General features: G+C 60.2%; 13 protein-coding genes and 1 pseudogene. 12 read left to right on the top strand and 2 right to left on the bottom strand.

Annotated features, from left to right (window positions below):
* Positions 1-32 precede the first annotated feature (32 nt).
* The 12 genes from BMY38_RS06265 to msrA all read left to right on the top strand — a co-directional run bounded on the left by BMY38_RS06265 (position 33) and on the right by msrA (position 12209).
* Positions 33-1352, top strand: a complete 1320-nt coding sequence (locus tag BMY38_RS06265) for a DUF8689 domain-containing protein (RefSeq protein ID WP_092760745.1) — start codon at positions 33-35, stop codon at positions 1350-1352.
* Between the two features lie 117 nt (positions 1353-1469).
* Positions 1470-1988, top strand: a complete 519-nt coding sequence (locus tag BMY38_RS06260; protein ID WP_139204667.1) for a hypothetical protein — start codon at positions 1470-1472, stop codon at positions 1986-1988.
* Between the two features lie 139 nt (positions 1989-2127).
* A complete protein-coding gene (locus BMY38_RS06255) occupies positions 2128-2583 on the top strand; it encodes a hypothetical protein (RefSeq protein WP_139204666.1) in 456 nt (151 codons plus the stop codon).
* A gap of 169 nt (positions 2584-2752) precedes the next feature.
* A complete protein-coding gene (locus BMY38_RS06250; RefSeq protein ID WP_092760739.1) occupies positions 2753-5158 on the top strand; it encodes a ligase-associated DNA damage response DEXH box helicase in 2406 nt (801 codons plus the stop codon).
* Between the two features lie 41 nt (positions 5159-5199).
* Positions 5200-5865, top strand: coding sequence for a ligase-associated DNA damage response endonuclease PdeM (gene pdeM, locus BMY38_RS06245; protein ID WP_092760737.1), 666 nt, complete (start codon positions 5200-5202; stop codon positions 5863-5865).
* A gap of 8 nt (positions 5866-5873) precedes the next feature.
* Complete coding sequence (locus tag BMY38_RS06240; protein ID WP_092760735.1) at positions 5874-6380, top strand: lipocalin family protein; 507 nt, start codon at positions 5874-5876, stop codon at positions 6378-6380.
* 149 nt (positions 6381-6529) lie between these two features.
* On the top strand, positions 6530-7576 hold the full coding sequence (locus BMY38_RS06235; RefSeq protein ID WP_092760733.1) for a Hint domain-containing protein: 1047 nt from the start codon (positions 6530-6532) through the stop codon (positions 7574-7576).
* Between the two features lie 170 nt (positions 7577-7746).
* Positions 7747-8367 carry a 30S ribosomal protein S4 gene (rpsD, locus tag BMY38_RS06230; protein ID WP_092760731.1) on the top strand — a complete coding sequence of 207 codons (621 nt, stop codon included), beginning with the start codon at positions 7747-7749 and terminating at the stop codon, positions 8365-8367.
* Positions 8368-8562: 195 nt separating this feature from the next.
* On the top strand, positions 8563-9981 hold the full coding sequence (locus tag BMY38_RS06225; RefSeq protein ID WP_092761277.1) for a homospermidine synthase: 1419 nt from the start codon (positions 8563-8565) through the stop codon (positions 9979-9981).
* 213 nt (positions 9982-10194) lie between these two features.
* Positions 10195-10365, top strand: coding sequence for a hypothetical protein (locus BMY38_RS18065; RefSeq protein ID WP_175495785.1), 171 nt, complete (start codon positions 10195-10197; stop codon positions 10363-10365).
* 44 nt (positions 10366-10409) lie between these two features.
* Entirely contained in the window at positions 10410-11237 is an 828-nt protein-coding gene (locus BMY38_RS06220) for a hypothetical protein (RefSeq protein WP_139204665.1), read from the top strand.
* A gap of 324 nt (positions 11238-11561) precedes the next feature.
* Entirely contained in the window at positions 11562-12209 is a 648-nt protein-coding gene (gene msrA / locus BMY38_RS06215) for a peptide-methionine (S)-S-oxide reductase MsrA (protein WP_092760727.1), read from the top strand.
* A gap of 50 nt (positions 12210-12259) precedes the next feature.
* Here the strand turns inward: msrA and BMY38_RS18685 are convergent.
* Both BMY38_RS18685 and fnrL read right to left on the bottom strand, forming a co-directional pair.
* Positions 12260-12439: pseudogene (locus BMY38_RS18685) on the bottom strand (FixH family protein); the annotation flags it as partial.
* 358 nt (positions 12440-12797) lie between these two features.
* Positions 12798-13550 (bottom strand): transcriptional regulator FnrL, encoded by a 753-nt coding sequence (fnrL, locus tag BMY38_RS06205; RefSeq protein ID WP_245737509.1) that lies wholly within the window; start codon positions 13548-13550, stop codon positions 12798-12800.
* Positions 13551-13714: the final 164 nt, after the last annotated feature.

Below are 13714 nucleotides of genomic sequence, written 5' to 3'. Positions count from 1 at the left end.
GTCAAACCGGGCCAGAGGCAGAGGACAGATAGATGAATATTCGCCCCGACCCCATAGAATTAGGTGTTCCTGCCCCAGTCCAGCCGCGCACGCTGGTCGATACCGGCCTGACGAACACGATGCTGCGTGACATTCTTTTGAAAACGGTGTTCCGCAAATCGCTTGAAACCACCCGCGAAATTGCAAGCGCCCTGTGTCTGACATCCGGCCTGACGCAACAGTTGGTCGATCAGGCCCGCGATGCGGGGCTGATGCAGGCGACCGGCACAATGCATGCCGGGTCGTCGGGCGAAATGGGATTCCAGCTCACTGATCAGGGCAAGGCCCGCGCGATGGATGCTCTCAGCCAATCGGAATATTACGGCCCGATGCCGGTGCCACTTGAAACCTACAAGATGCAGGTCAAGGCGCAATCGATCAAGAACATCCGCATGACCCGTGACCTTCTGACCAAGTCGATGGGTCATCTGATCCTGCCGGAAGGATTGTTGGATCAGCTTGGCCCCGCCGTGGGATCGGGTCGATCTGTTCTGCTTTACGGTCCGCCGGGCAACGGCAAATCGTCGATCGCCGAAGGCATCCGCGCCGCAATGGGCGATCATATCTGGATCCCGCATGCCATCGAATATGCAGGTCAGGTTATTACCCTGTACGACCCTATCGTGCATACCCCCATCGTGGTCGATGCCGATGTGAGCGAGCTTCGCAAGGTCAATAACCGCGTCGACGGCAGATATATCCTGTGCCAGCGCCCGACCGTGATGACGGGGGGTGAGTTGTCCCTGGACATGCTGGATCTGAACTATAATCCCGTTGCGCGCACCTATCAGGCCAGCTTGCAGTTGAAATCCTCAGGTGGCGTTTTCATCGTGGACGACCTAGGCCGCCAGGCCGAACCGCCGCAGAAAATCGTCAACCGCTGGATCGTTCCGATGGAAATGGGATACGATATTCTCGCATTGCAGTCTGGCGAAAAGTTCGAGGTGCCCTTCGATACGCTTGTCGTATTTTCGACAAATTTCCACCCAAACAAGATTTTCGACATGGCTGCCCTACGTCGTATTTTCTTCAAGGTTCTGATCGACGGGCCAACTCAGGCGGAGTTTCTCAAGATCTTCGCCCTGGTAGCAAAGAAGAAGAAATTTGAGCTGGATGAAGCCGCACTCGTGCATCTTCTCAAACAAAAATACCCGGAAATTGACAATGTTTACGCCAACTTCCACGGCATTTTCCTGATCGACCAGATGATCGCGGCCTGCGACTTCGAAGGTCTTCCCTATCGCATGACGCCGGAACTGGTCGACCGCGCCTGGGCAAACCTGTTCGTAGAGGAAGGCGACATTGCACACTAATGGTTAATAATTGGTTAACAATACCCTTTTTATTGATTGCACTTGTGCAGGAGCGGTTCCGCAAAGGTTGAGTCAAATTGACAGAATCATGCCAGCATCATCACCTAGGATCGAATTATGGAAACGGTGCGTTTCGCCCCGGATATGATAACTCGAAATGATGAGGTGCCTAGGATGTCGTTAGAAACAGCAAAAAAATCTGGACTCAGTTTGGTGCGCAAGCACAGTCATGCAACGATTGCCGTCTTCACGATGGCCGCTATCCTCATCACCGCAGGGGCCAATGCCGTGACATTGATCGCGCCGCAATCCCGTAAAGCACCGGCTCCCACGACCAATATCGCAGTGACGGCATTTTCCCAAAATGCGATGGTCGAGACGATCAACAAGGCTTGCGAGGTTGTCGGATGCGACATTGATAATCTGCATCCTCTCATCCTGGCTTACGCCGATACTATGGACCGGGATCAACTCGACTCCGGGCGGTGGGCGCAGATGCGTACGATCGTCGAAAATCTTGCCGTGATCGACAAGTCACCCGACGGGTCGGAAAGCAAGGTTTCAGCACAGCTGGAATTGACGGCAGCCGCACGCATCGCACGTCTGTATACTGCGAAACTGCATTATCTCCGGTAGGTTTTCCGAACATCCAAGACCGCTCGCCTGACACAGGCGAGCGTCCTCCATCTGGCGCTTGCCCGATTTTCGCCAGATTTTCCCAGTACAATTGTTTCGAATAAGCGTGAAAACCGCGGCGACCGAAGGGCACAACGTCATGGGCAATACGACAGAACTCAAACGCATTCTGCGACTGACTGCAATTGTCCTGCCTGTCGCTGTGATCGGTGGAGTTCTTGCGACAGCCACGGTGGTCTTGGGCGATCTGCGTGCGAACGTGGCGGCCTATGCCGACCTTACGCCAGCTGATATACAGGACATCCAGTTTGTCGCGCAGACTGATACTTCGCTGGCCGTTGCCTTGTATGATGCCTGCGCGGCATCCGGATGCAACGCGGACCTGGTACATCCCATGATCACAGCGTCGGCCGTCAACATGACCAAATCGGAACTTGAAGCCGCGCTCGAAGCTCAAGCCCGTATCCTGATCGAAAGCCAGGTTACCCGCGACATCGCACCGTCAGGGTCCGAAGCGGCTCGGATGGCTGATCTTGAAATCGCCGCCACGACGCGCATTGCCGATCTGTATCGGGCAGAACTCCGCAGTCGCTGATCCGAACAAGTCCCGTAAACACAAGTAAAACTCCGCGCCCTGAAGCGCTCCTCATACTCGCCGGGTCCATTGCAACCCCCAAGGCTGTTCCGCGACCGGCGGGTTAACAAGGGCGGGCCGTACCGGTCCGCCCTTTTCCTTCGCCTTGCCTGCGCTAGACTGCAGGGGCATGTCCCTGCCACTCCCCCTCGTCAGGTTTTTCGCCAGCCGCAACTGGTCGCTGCATCCTCATCAGGTTGAGATGCTGGCCCGCGCGGACGCGCCGTCGCTTTTGCTGATCGCGCCCACCGGAGGCGGCAAGACACTGGCCGGTTTCCTGCCAACATTGATCGAACTGGCAGATGGTACTCATGAAGGGCTGCACACGCTTTATGTCAGTCCGCTCAAAGCCCTGGCGAATGACATCAAACGCAATCTACGCACCCCTATCGAGGAAGCCGGGTTTCCGATCCGGGTAGAGGACCGGACCGGCGACACCCCCCAGACCCAGCGCAAACGTCAGCGTGCCGACCCGCCACATATCCTGCTGACCACACCGGAAAGTCTGGCACTGATGATCAGCTACCCTGACGCCGGTCGCACATTTAAAGGCCTCAAGCGCATCATCGTCGACGAAATTCACGCTTTGGCCGACAGCAAGCGTGGCGATCAGTTGATGCTGTGCCTGTCGCGCCTGCAAACGCTGGCCCCCGGCCTGCGCCGGATCGGGCTTTCTGCCACAGTCGACGATCCCGCTGTCATTGCACATTATCTGGCACGCCACCCCGACCCATGCCCCATTTTGCATGCCGACCCCGGCCCGCCGCCCGACATCGCGATCCTGCCAACGACAGATGCACCTCCCTGGGCCGGTGCGGGCGGTCGATATGCCATTCCTGACGTGCTGGCCGAAGTCCGAAAGCACAACACGACGCTGATTTTCCACAACACCCGCGCTCAGGCCGAGATCTTCTTTCACAACCTCTGGCTTGCCAACGATGATGACCTGCCCATCGGCATTCACCATGGCGCGCTATCGAAAGAAGCCCGTATTCGGGTTGAACAGGCAATGGTCGAAGGGACGCTGAAAGCCATAGTGGCGACCGGCAGTCTCGACCTGGGGATTGATTGGGGCGACGTCGATCTGGTGATCCAGATCGGGGCACCGAAAAAGGTGAAGAACCTTGTTCAGCGTATCGGACGCGCCAATCATCGCTACAATTCTCCTTCCAAAGCTCGACTTGTCCCGGCAAATCGCTTCGAGGTCGTCGAATGCATCGCCGCGCTGGATGCGGTCCGCGACAGAACATTGGACGGCGATTTGCGACTGGACGGGCCGCTCGACGTGTTGAGTCAGCATATTGCCTGCGTGGCCTGTGCCGGCGATTTCTCCGAAGACGCACTTTATACAGAAGTTCGCAGTGTCGGCCCCTATTCCACCCTGACCCGCGCCACGTTTGACGATTGTGTGAATTTCGTGGCCACGGGCGGATATGCCCTGCGTGCCTATGACCGCTACCAAAGGCTCAAGGAACGCGAACCCGGTGTCTGGGGTCTTCGCGATCCGCGTGCGGCGCGACAGATACGAATGAACCTCGGTACGATCATCGATACGGACACGCTCAAGGTGCGCTATCGCGGGCGTGGCGGCGCACCATTGGGTGAAATCGAAGAAGGCTTTGCCGCCACCCTGTCCAAAAACGATACTTTCCTGATGGGCGGTCAGGTCGTCCGCTTCGAGGGCCTGCGTGAATTGATCGTGGAGGTCAGCCCGAACCCCAATCGGGAACCCCGCATCGCCACCTTCATGGGGTATAAATGGTCGACGTCGGTGCATCTGGCCGACCGTATCCAGCGCATCCTTCACTCCGGAGATTTCAGTGCCTTTCCGGACCACACTCGCGAATGGCTTGATCTTCAGATCGCTAGGTCGCAAATGCCGCAGCCCGGTCGCCTGTTGGTCGAGACATTTCCCCGCGACGGCCGCCACCACATCTGCCTTTATGGGTTTTGCGGGCGCAATGCGAACCAGACGCTGGCCCTTCTGGTCACCAAGGGTATGGAAGAAGCGGGACTGGAGCCGCTGGGCTTCGTTGCAACCGATTATGCCGTGTTGATCTGGGGCCTGAAACCTGTGCCCGACGTCGCGCCATTTCTGCACAATGACGGGGTTCACGCCGCGCTGGAATCCTGGCTGAAAGGCAATGCTGTCATGAAACGGGCATTTCGGAATGCTGCGATCATCGCTGGATTGATCGACCGAAATTTTCCGGGCAAGCGGTCCAGCGGGCGACAGGCGACATTCAGCAGCGACATTCTGTATGATACGCTGCACCGCTATGACCCGGACCACCTGATGCTGCGGATCACCGAGGAGGAGGCGATGCGCGGCCATATCGACTTCGGACGGGTGGAGTTGCTTCTGGAAACCGTCGGCGACAGGATCGACCAGATTGCTCTGGACCGCGTGTCGCCGCTGGCCGCGCCGCTGTTTCTGGAAATGGGCAAGGTTCCGATCAAGGGCCGCGCCGAAAGCCGATTGATTCAGGAAGAAGCCGCGCGCTTGATGTCCGATGCAGGGCTGTCGCCCGACTGACGCGCTTGCATTGGGCCGCCGCGCGTGATTCACCGGAACGCATGCAGAACGGGCACATCTTCACCTTTGCCGGTCAGGCGATGATCGCACGCCCTTCGGGTGCGCTGTTCTGGCCTGCGGAGGAGTTGCTGGTCGTCAGTGACCTGCACCTCGGGAAATCCGAGCGCATTTCGCGGCGCGGCGGAGCCCTGTTGCCGCCCTACGAAGTACAGGACACGCTGACCCGGCTGGAGGCCGATATCGCGGCGACCCTGCCCCGCGCCGTCATCTGCCTGGGCGACAGTTTCGATGATATGGTCGCCGTAACCGCACTCGACCCCGACCATGCGAACTGGATCGCAAATCTGACGGCGGGCCGTGATTGGACATGGGTGACCGGCAATCACGACCCGGCACCGACGGGGCTGGGCGGGCACGCGGCGGATGTCGTGACCTGCGGGCCGGTGACGTTTCGGCACATCGCGATTGATGGCACGTCCCCCGAAATCTCGGGGCATTATCATCCAAAGGCCAGATTGCGGGTTCGGGGGCATGCGGTATCTCGACCTTGTTTCCTGCGCGACGACATGCGCCTTATCCTGCCTGCCTACGGCACCTATACCGGCGGGATGCGAACCTCTGACCGGGCGTTGGGGCAACTTATGGCCGCCAATGCGCGCGCCATATTGGCCGGGCTGCCGATGGTCGAAATTCCGATGCCACGCTAGGGTTGGCCATGCGCGCGATATTCCTCCTGCTACTGCTCGCCGGGTGCGAGGCCACACTGTCTCCAACCGGTGAACGCAATTTTCGTGACCCAAACGCCCTCATTGCATCGAAAGCCGATTTCGATCTCGCCCGGTTTCAGGGAGATTGGTACGAGGTCGCGCGCTTCCCGGATGGGCGCGCCTGTGCCAACGCTCGTGTCCGTTATGACCAGCGAAGCCCGACGTCCGCGGCGATTACCGAAACCTGCGACGGCGGCGATCCTGCGACCGGCCAGGCAGATACTACCGGCCTTGGGCGACTGTCCGTCAAGATGCAGGGACAGACGTCGCAACACTGGATACTTTGGACTGACACCGGCTATCGCACGGCCATTATCGTGCGGCCCGACGGCACCGGGGGGCGCATCCTGAACCGTAGCCCCGGCCTGCCGTTGGACCGTTTGCGCGCGGCGCTGGAGGTTCTGGACTTCAACGGCTTCGATCGCAGTGCGCTGATGTTTGTCCGCCCCTCGTAAGCCGGTCAGTCAGAACAGTTTTGCAAGAAAAACGAATCATATTCCAATCAATGTTTGACGGGCGATTCGCAGATGCGCTATGACTGTGCCACAGGTCGGGCAGCGGCCGAAAAAAACAATAAAAAACAAACGGTAACGAAGGGGCGGGCATGTTGGGGGCATGTGCAGGGGCACAAGTCATTTCCGCAGTTCAGGCGCGGGTGGACGGGCATTTTCCGTCCGCCCGCACACCTTTTCCGGTCGGCTCCGATTTCCGGTGGTTCGGTGCTCCCCTGCGCCTTGACGGGGCTCGCGCGGCGCTGCTTCTCAATGGTGCGGAAGGTCAGGCGGACCTGCGCGCGCGCGTGCCGCGAACGGTAGCGAAACTTAGCCGAGGACGCGGCAGCAGTGCCGTTCCGCTCAGTCTGCTGGACCCCGACGAGGATCCCGCCGCCCTGATCGTGACCGACGGGCGGACCCGATGGCCCGCTCAGGTTGTGCCGGTCGCGAACGGTGAAACGCTTCTTCTGTTCTCGGATGGTCTGCCGCCCGCCAACGCCGATCTCCGCATCGTGCAGTCGCCCACGGTGCAGGATGCGCCGACCGAAAAGAAAACCATCTGTTTTACCGCAGGCACCCTGCTCGACACGCCCGACGGCCCCCGCGCAATCGAGGATCTGTATCCAGGCGACCGTGTCGACACCCGCGACAACGGCCCGCAGGAAGTGCTTTGGATGGGACTGCGCCGAGTGTCGGGCGCGCGAATGTTCGCGATGCCCCGTTTGCGCCCGGTTCGTATCCGTGCCGGTGCAATGGGCAACGATACCGACCTCGTGGTGTCGCCCGGCCACCAGATGCTGATATCCGGGCGCAAGGTGCAGGCGCTCTGGAATACTGCCGAAGTTCTGGTCCGCGCGCAGGACATGATCGACGGCGTCCGCGTTGCGGTCGATCACAGCGCGACCGAGGCCACGTATCTGCATGTCCTGACGCAACACCATCAGGTGCTGCGCGCCAACGGTGTCTGGTCCGAAAGTTTCCATCCCGGCGAGGCCGACCTGTCCCACGTTAATACCGCCGAGATGGAGGAGTTGCTGGACCGCGTGCCCGGCATCGACACCGACAACACCGCTTATGGTCCGTCGGCGCGGCGTTGCCTGTCGGCGGCGGAACTGGCGATCCTGCGCCATGACGGGCCGCCACGTTATCTGATGTAGCGGCTGACCGGCAGGCGCTGAACAAGCGTTGACACCCTTCGGGGGTGCGACTAACAGGCGACTTCCATTGGTGTTGGTGGCCCCCGCGAGGGGATCCCTGTCAGGGTGCAGATCGCCCAGAGGACAACGCCCTTCACGCCCCGTCGGGGGCACTCAGAAGGAGAACAGCCGTGACCAAACGCACGTCTGCCAAGTACAAGATCGACCGCCGCATGGGCGAAAACATCTGGGGCCGCGCCAAGTCGCCGGTTAACCGCCGCGAATACGGCCCCGGCCAGCACGGCCAGCGCCGCAAGGGCAAGCTGTCGGATTTCGGCCTGCAGCTCCGCGCCAAGCAGAAGCTCAAGGGCTATTACGGCGACCTGACCGAGAAGCAGTTCAAGCGTATCTTCGCCGAAGCCGCCCGCGTCAAAGGCGATACCGGTGAAAACCTCATCGGTCTGTTGGAGCGTCGTCTGGATGCCGTCGTCTACCGCGCCAAGTTCGTGGCAACTATCTTCGCCGCCCGTCAGTTCGTGAACCACGGCCACGTCACCGTGAACGGTCAGCGCGTCAACATCGCGTCCTATCGCGTCAAGGAAGGCGACGTCATTGCCGTCCGCGAAAAGTCGCGTCAGCTGGCCGTGCTGCTGGAAGCCACGCAGTTGGCCGAGCGTGACGTCCCCGACTATATCGAGGCTGACCACTCAAAGATGACCGCCACTTTCGTGCGCGCGCCCGGCCTGTCCGATGTGCCCTACGCAGTGGTCATGGAACCGAACCTCGTCATCGAATACTACGCTCAGAACTGACGCGCGTCCGGCGCGTCATCCCTGACACCGATCCGGGGTTTCCCGTTTTATTCTATAAAGGGCCGCTCCTTCGGGGCGGTCCTTTTCTGTTGAGGCTGCCCCCAAACCTCGCATGCGCGTCCAGACATTGACCTTCGCCCTCCGGCAATGCATTCCCGCGCGCGGCTGCCCTTTCGCCTGTTCGGAGACCTGACTATGACCGATTACCCTGTCCACGCCCGTATTGACGGTGCCGTCGTGATGATCGGTTTCGGGTCCATCGGGCGCGGCACGCTCCCCCTGATCCAGCGTCATTTCGACTATGACCCCGACCGTTTTCTTGTGATCGAACCATCGGACGCAGCCTGTGCCGACCTTGCTGCCCGTGGCATCCCGTACCGACAGGTCGCACTGACACCCGAAAACTATCGCGCCATTCTGGACGAAGTGATGACCCCAGGCACGGGTTTCGTCGTCAATCTCTCGGTCGACACGTCCAGCCTTGACCTGATGAAGCACTGCCGGGCGCGCGGCGTTCCCTACATCGACACCGTCGTCGAACCTTGGGCGGGTTTTTATTTCGACACCGAAGACAACGCACAACGTACGAATTACGCTCTGCGTCAGAAGGTCCGCGATGAGAAATCCGCGAACCCCGGTGGCACCACCGCAGTATCCTGCTGTGGTGCGAACCCTGGCATGGTCAGCTGGTTCGTCAAGGCAGCTCTGTTGAAGTTGGCGCAGGACATCGGAGTTGCCGGGAACATACCGTCGGACCGCACCGGATGGGCCCGCCTGATGCAATCCCTCGGCGTCAAAGGCGTTCACATCGCCGAGCGGGACACTCAAGCCCGCCGCACTCCGCGTCCCCGCAACACATTCGTCAATACATGGTCAGTCGAAGGTTTCATCGCCGAAGGGTTCCAGCCTGCCGAATTGGGCTGGGGCACACATGAGACATGGTTTCCCGAGAACGCCCGTCGTCACAGCACCGGGTCTCAGTCCGCAATCTGGCTGAACCGCCCCGGCGCGATCACCCGCGTCCATAGCTGGTGCCCGACCCCCGGCCCGCAGTTCGGCTATCTGGTAACCCATAATGAAGCGATCAGTATCGCCGATTACTATACCGTCGGGTCCGGCCCCGCGCCGGAGTATCGCCCGACCTGCCACTACGCATATCATCCCTGCGACGACGCAGTTCTGTCTTTGCACGAAATGTTCGGTGCCGGCCGCCAGCAACCAGACCACCACATCCTGTCAGAACACGAAATTGTCGAAGGCGTGGACGAACTGGGTGTCCTCATTTTTGGTCATGCGAAAAACGCGCTCTGGTATGGCTCCCGTCTGTCGAATGCGGAAACCCGCGACCTTGCCCCTGACCAGAATGCCACGGGTTTGCAGGTCACCTCCGCCGTGCTGGCTGGAATGGTCTGGGCACTGGAGAATCCCGATGCTGGCATTGTCGAGACCGACGAGATCGACCACGCCCGCTGCCTGGAAATCCAGATGCCCTACCTTGGCCCGGTCGAAGCACATTATACCGATTGGACCCCGCTTCAGGACCGTTGGCAGCACTTTCCCGAAGACATCGACGAAAGCGACCCGTGGCAGTTCCGAAACGTCCTCGCCAGCTGATCGAACTGGGGCGCGCCACTAGAACGCACCTGCAATCTTCCCCCCCCCGGACAAGACATGAACCCTCTCCGGCGTCGATCCGTTAGCAGGCCGTCGCCCCGAATGTCAGTCGCACCGATCCGGGGCATGCGCACAAGGGGAACCGATTTGTGATCGGCCGTGTTGGAAAGCCAAGACGTAACGGCGTCGCCCCCGAAGCAAAAGGACGATCCCATGAGCGAAACATATGTCACCGCACCCCCCGTTGCCGCCCCTGCAACCGGAACCGTGCGCCGCGTATCCTGGGGCGCCATCATTGCGGGATCTGTGGTGTCCGTTGCCCTGATGATCCTGTTTACGACTTTCGGTATCGGCATCGGTGCCGCCATCGTTGACCCGCTCTAGACCGGAACCCCGTGGAAGGGGTCGGTATCGGATCGGGTATCTACATGGTCATTACGCAATTGATCGCATTGGGTGTCGGTGGATATGTCGCCGCGCGTCTGGCGGGCATTCCCCGTCCGATCGCATCCGTTCTTCATGGTGCCGCTGTATGGTCGGTCGCCACTATTTTCCTGGCCTGGGCCGCTGTCACCGGCGGCGGCATGATATTTGGCGCTACGTCGTCGATCATGAGTGGCACTGTCAACGCCGCCGCGAATGTCGGCGAAGCGGTCGTACCCGACGATCTGTCGATGCCGAACATCGGTGAAATCGCCGGCTCCATCTCGCTTGATGCCTTGCCGCAGGATGTGCAGGACCGTCTGGCCGAGGCCGGTATCACCGAAGCCAACATCCGTGAGGAAGCAACCATTGCCTTTCGCAACGTGTTCAGCCAGCAGGAACAGCAGGCCGCCATGTCCGAGGCGCGCGACACCCTGAACGATATCCTGCGCTCGCCGGGCGATGCGGGTGCCGACATCGCGGCCTTCTTCGACCGTCTGGTTGAAGGCCCGAACGCGATCATCTCGGATGAGGACCGTCAGGAGGCGATGGCTGTCATGGAGCGTCGCCTGGGAGTGACACCAGAGGACGCACAACAGATCGTCCAATCGGTCGAGGACGGGGCGCTGACTGCACTGGACGAAGCCGAAGCCGCTGTCGAAGCCGTGCAGACACAAACCGTTGAGGCGGCACAAGCCGCAAGCGATGCCCTGTCGGCCGCCGCGCTGCTGTTGTCGCTGGCCTCGATCCTGGGTCTGGCCGCGGCCGCTGGCGGTGCCTTCGCCGGCAAACCTAATTCGCTGATAGGAGACCGTTTGGACGATCACGTCTGATCGTTTCGCGCTCACACACGACCCTTGCTCCGTCCGCGCTGCACTTTGCGGGCGGGATTCATCTTCGCCCTAAATGCATCCCACAGCGGCACTTTTTGAAACAGGACTCGCTAGACGCCTCTCGGTCGGGGGCGTAGGCCAACCGGCATGCGCCTCTTTCCCTCGCCGCAGCCCCGACGCTTCCCGCTGGCAACGCCCCGAGGCGCTTTTGATGCTGTTCGCAATTCTCATGCCCGGTCGAAGGACACGAAACCACGCTCAGCCGCCGCCCCCTCGTCATTGCCGAATAACGACCCCATATTGGAGGACAAAGGAGTGCTAAAGATGCTATTTCAACGCCAGAAGTCCGAATTGATCGCCAAAGATGCCGCCCTGCCCGGACGAGACACGCCGATCTCCACCGCCGAGACGCACCATGTCTTCGGCACACCCCTGTCCAACGACGTACCCGAAGATATGGAAGAAGCCATGTTTGGCATGGGCTGTTTCTGGGGCGTTGAACGCATGTTCTGGCAGACCCCCGGCGTCCACATGACGCTGGTCGGCTATGCCGGGGGGCACACCCCGAACCCCACTTACGACGAGGTCTGTTCGGGCCGCACCGGCCATAATGAAGTCGTCCGCGTGATCTATGACCCCTCCGTTGTGACGTATGATGATCTGTTGCGCGTTTTCTGGGAAGGCCACGACCCGACCCAGGGCATGCGGCAGGGCAACGATCGCGGCACGCAATACCGCTCCGGTATCTATGCCTATTCCAACGCGCAGATGCAGGCGGCCAAGGCCGCATCCGAGGCATTCGCCCCCCGACTACGCGATGCAGGCTACGGCGAAATCACGACCGAGATCGTGGATGCCCCGGCTTTCTACGTGGCCGAGGAATACCATCAGCAGTACCTGTCGAAAAATCCACGCGGATACTGCGGGATCGGCGGAACCGGTGTTACCTGCCCGATTGGCGTTGGGGCGTAAGGGCATATTACGGGTTTATCCTGTCCGTCACCTTGACCGACCCAGAACAGTTAGCGACCTGTGTCATTCCAATCGAAGTCCGGAGTGCAATCCTGCGCGACCGTCGTGGCGCGACCCAGCGTAGCGGCGACGATTCCGTGATGAACAGGTTCGCCGTCCGTATCGGTGATGGCAAGGTGCAGGCGATCGCCGTCGTGATCAAGTAAAACCGCCCAGCCCAGCGCTTCCTGTGCACCGCGGTCGGTATCGAACTGTTACAAGGCCATATTGGACCTGTCGCGGAATTTTTTCCGTTCCTTTGGCTTGGTATTTTGCCGCAAAGGAGAAGTATCTTGGCATCGAAATCTTCCCCCGAATTCAGTATCGAAGCAGTTCGCGTGGCGTTGGCGAGCGGGGTGCCGTGCGAGCAAAAAAGCAACGACCGACAGCAATCACCGCTCTAACATCGCGCCGAACCTGCTGAACCGGAAATAGGATCAGCACGAAAACGCTACAAGCTCAATGAACTTCAGACAGTCGAACATACCGGTCCCTTCCCGCCTTCACAGGAGGGGTCGCATGCTCGACCGTCGTCAGCCCTGATTCAGATCAAGCGGATCGGTCGTCCCGGCCATAGTCAGACAATATTACTGTGTCATCGCCCGTCACGGATATCAACGAGGGCAGATCGCCACAGACAATGCCGCGTGTGCCTTCAAGGCGGATGAACCCGTCCTTGCGAAGGGCGGTCATCTGGCGGCTCACGGTTTCGATGGTCAAACCCAGATAAGTCGCCATCGCTTCCCGCGAGAGGGGAAGTTCCGCGCGCAACGGAAAGGCTGCCGAGGGGGCGCGGCGCAGAATAATCGCCAGCAGCGTCGCGACCTTTTCGCGTGCGGTCTTGCGGCCCAGCAGCAGCATCCAATCACGCGCCGCGTCCAATTCATCCAACGCCATTTTCAGAAGGCGATCCGCCACATGCGGCGTTTCCGCCATCATCCGCTCGAAGGCCAGGCGTTCGAACACGCACAGCGTCGTATCCGTGACCGCGACGACTTCGAACGGTGCGGTGGCACGGCCCGGACGGCCCAGAAAGTCCGATGGCAGCAAAAGCCCGACCATTTGCATCCGCCCGTCTTCCAGCGATTGCGTCAACGTCGCACAGCCGGTGACGATCGAGGCGACGAACGGCAGCACTCCGCCTTCCAGAGCGATGACCTCGCCCGCCTTGCACGATCGATAGGACTTCATGTCGGACAAGCGGTTCAGTTCCGCCCCGTTGCAAGAGGCACAGACGGCCCGGTGCCGGATCGGACAGGACGAACAGTCCGAGGTCGCAAGTAAAAAATCCATGTGGGCCATGGCCAGGAAATGTCCGAAAAAATGTGGTGCAGTCGCCGCTTGTTCGAAAACTGCCATGTCCTTTGATCTGTAACAAGGCACGGCGGTGCATACCCGCAATGGCAGGGGCACGAGGCTCCTGCTCCTGGACCTGATTGCGCGGCGTCAGGCTATTGCCCGGCAAA

It is taken from the genome of Jannaschia helgolandensis (assembly GCF_900109285.1).
GTDB classification, from domain to species: Bacteria; Pseudomonadota; Alphaproteobacteria; order Rhodobacterales; family Rhodobacteraceae; genus Jannaschia; species Jannaschia helgolandensis.
The sequence above is the reverse complement of the archived record's forward strand: the minus strand, read 5'-3'. Positions and strand labels throughout refer to the sequence as shown.